Raw genomic sequence first — 1802 nt, 5'->3', positions numbered from 1 at the left:
GACTATCAAATATTATTGATCCTTTGCTTTTATTTAGAGTATAATTTCCTTTTATTCTAGAAAACGTAAACATCTTAAATCTTCTTTTTTTATTTTGGAAACCTTCACCATGTAGAAAGTTTGCCAGTTCATCATCTAATAATTTATATATCATTCCTTGAACCATATGATTATATTGTATAGGTAATACTATTTTGTCAGACTCAATAGAATTAAAAGTAATTATTTCCTTCATTAATAAACCCTCCAAAAATAAAAATTATAAGATTATGTATTACTTCTACAAAAATCTTATAATTCCTTTAATTTTTTCTTTTATTTAATTTTTCATTATTTTTGTCTAAATTATTTGGATTTTATATAATTTGAAACATTATTTATTAATTTTTTTCTATCTTTAGGCAATGTCCCTTTTATCTTAATTATATTTGTTGGATGTGTTGTATCAAAAATCATAGGTTGTTTAGATTTTAGGTTTTCTAAAAGTGTTTTTATTTCTACTAATCGTTCGTTTTTATATGGAGGAGTAAACTTTCCCCTTTTAACCATATCGCTTAGCTCTGTACCATGAAAAACTTTTAGATTCATAGTAATAACTTTATTTGTTGTAAACTGATTTATCATTTTAGCAGTTGCAACAGCATTATCCACAGACTCGTCTTTACCAGCTATTCCATACATAATAATAGTATTAAATTGTATTTTTGCTTCATTTAGTTTCTTTGCTTGTTTAATTGCTTCATTTACTGTATGGCTTTTATTCATCAATTTTAGTATATCATCTCTACCTGTTTCAAATCCAATATAAAGTAATCTAAGCCCTGCATCGTGTAGAATAGATAATTCCTCTACTGAATATTTAGCAATATTCTTAATAGATGCATATGATGCTACGCATGCACAATAGGGTAAATATTGGTGTATTATTTCTAGTAATTGGTTCATTTTTTGAAATCCTATTGACATAGGATCTGCACCTACTAAAAATACTTTTTCAGTATAAAGATATCCATTTTTTAATTGCATTTCTATATCTAAAAAAGGAACTTCTGAGTATTTTTGATCTTTATACATAGAACAAAAAACACATTTATTATATGAACATCCTGATGTTATCGGTAATAAAACAGTATTCATTTCATCCTGTGGATAATAAACTGTATCATCTTTATACATAATTCCCCTCCTATAGATCATGTATTTAATAAAGTAATACTTTTACTTTATTATACAACTCAATTGCTATTTAATCAATTTTTTAAAATGTTTATATTAATTCATATAAATCTTTTATTTTATATGTTTATACAAGCCTTATTAAGTTATAGAATAATAAATATAATATATAATGCAGCAGAAACCCTGTAATCATAATGATTACAGGGTTTCTGATTGGTGTACCTAGGAGGACTTGAACCCCCAGCCTCCTGATTCGTAGTCAGGCACTCTATCCAGTTGAGCTATAGGTACTTATAAAAGTTATTATGGAGGCGGCACCCAGATTTGAACTGGGGAATAAAGGTTTTGCAGACCTCCGCCTTACCGCTTGGCTATGCCGCCAGATTAATTATGGAGCGGGTGAAGGGAATCGAACCCTCGCAACCAGCTTGGAAGGCTGGGGCTCTACCACTGAGCTACACCCGCATATAAAATTTCTTTATTTAATTTATAATACTCAGAAACACAAAGTTTCTGAGTTACTTAATCTTAGTTGGAGCGGAAGACGGGATTCGAACCCGCGGCCCTCGCCTTGGCAAGGCGATGCTCTACCACTGAGCCACTTCCGCAAATATATAAAGTTT

General features: G+C 29.9%; 2 protein-coding genes and 4 tRNA genes. All 6 read right to left on the bottom strand.

All coding sequences use genetic code 11. The features are described 5' to 3' along the window. Positions 1 to 235, bottom strand: a 235-nt coding sequence (locus VK998_RS07980) for a hypothetical protein (protein ID WP_325227433.1), incomplete at its 3' end; no start/stop codon positions are given. Positions 236 to 345: 110 nt separating this feature from the next. Continuing rightward, positions 346 to 1176: a radical SAM protein gene (locus VK998_RS07975; protein ID WP_325227431.1), complete on the bottom strand. Its 831-nt coding sequence runs from the start codon at positions 1174 to 1176 to the stop codon at positions 346 to 348. A 217-nt stretch (positions 1177 to 1393) separates the two neighbouring features. Next, a tRNA-Arg gene (locus VK998_RS07970) sits at positions 1394 to 1470 on the bottom strand. A gap of 15 nt (positions 1471 to 1485) precedes the next feature. Then, a tRNA-Cys gene (locus VK998_RS07965) sits at positions 1486 to 1560 on the bottom strand. Positions 1561 to 1570: 10 nt separating this feature from the next. Continuing rightward, a tRNA-Gly gene (locus tag VK998_RS07960) sits at positions 1571 to 1644 on the bottom strand. 68 nt (positions 1645 to 1712) lie between these two features. Then, positions 1713 to 1787 (bottom strand) — tRNA-Gly (locus VK998_RS07955). Between the last annotated feature and the right edge of the window lie 15 nt (positions 1788 to 1802).

The sequence above is a fragment of the Schnuerera sp. genome, assembly GCF_035459645.1.
GTDB lineage: Bacteria > Bacillota > Clostridia > Tissierellales > Tepidimicrobiaceae > Schnuerera.
This window is presented reverse-complemented; position numbering and strand designations above follow the sequence as displayed.

What these genes read in the sequence shown, in the direction of transcription:
- VK998_RS07975 (WP_325227431.1), bottom strand. Translation starts at nt 1,176, where the DNA reads ATGTATAAAGATGATACAGTTTATTATCCACAGGATGAAATGAATACT.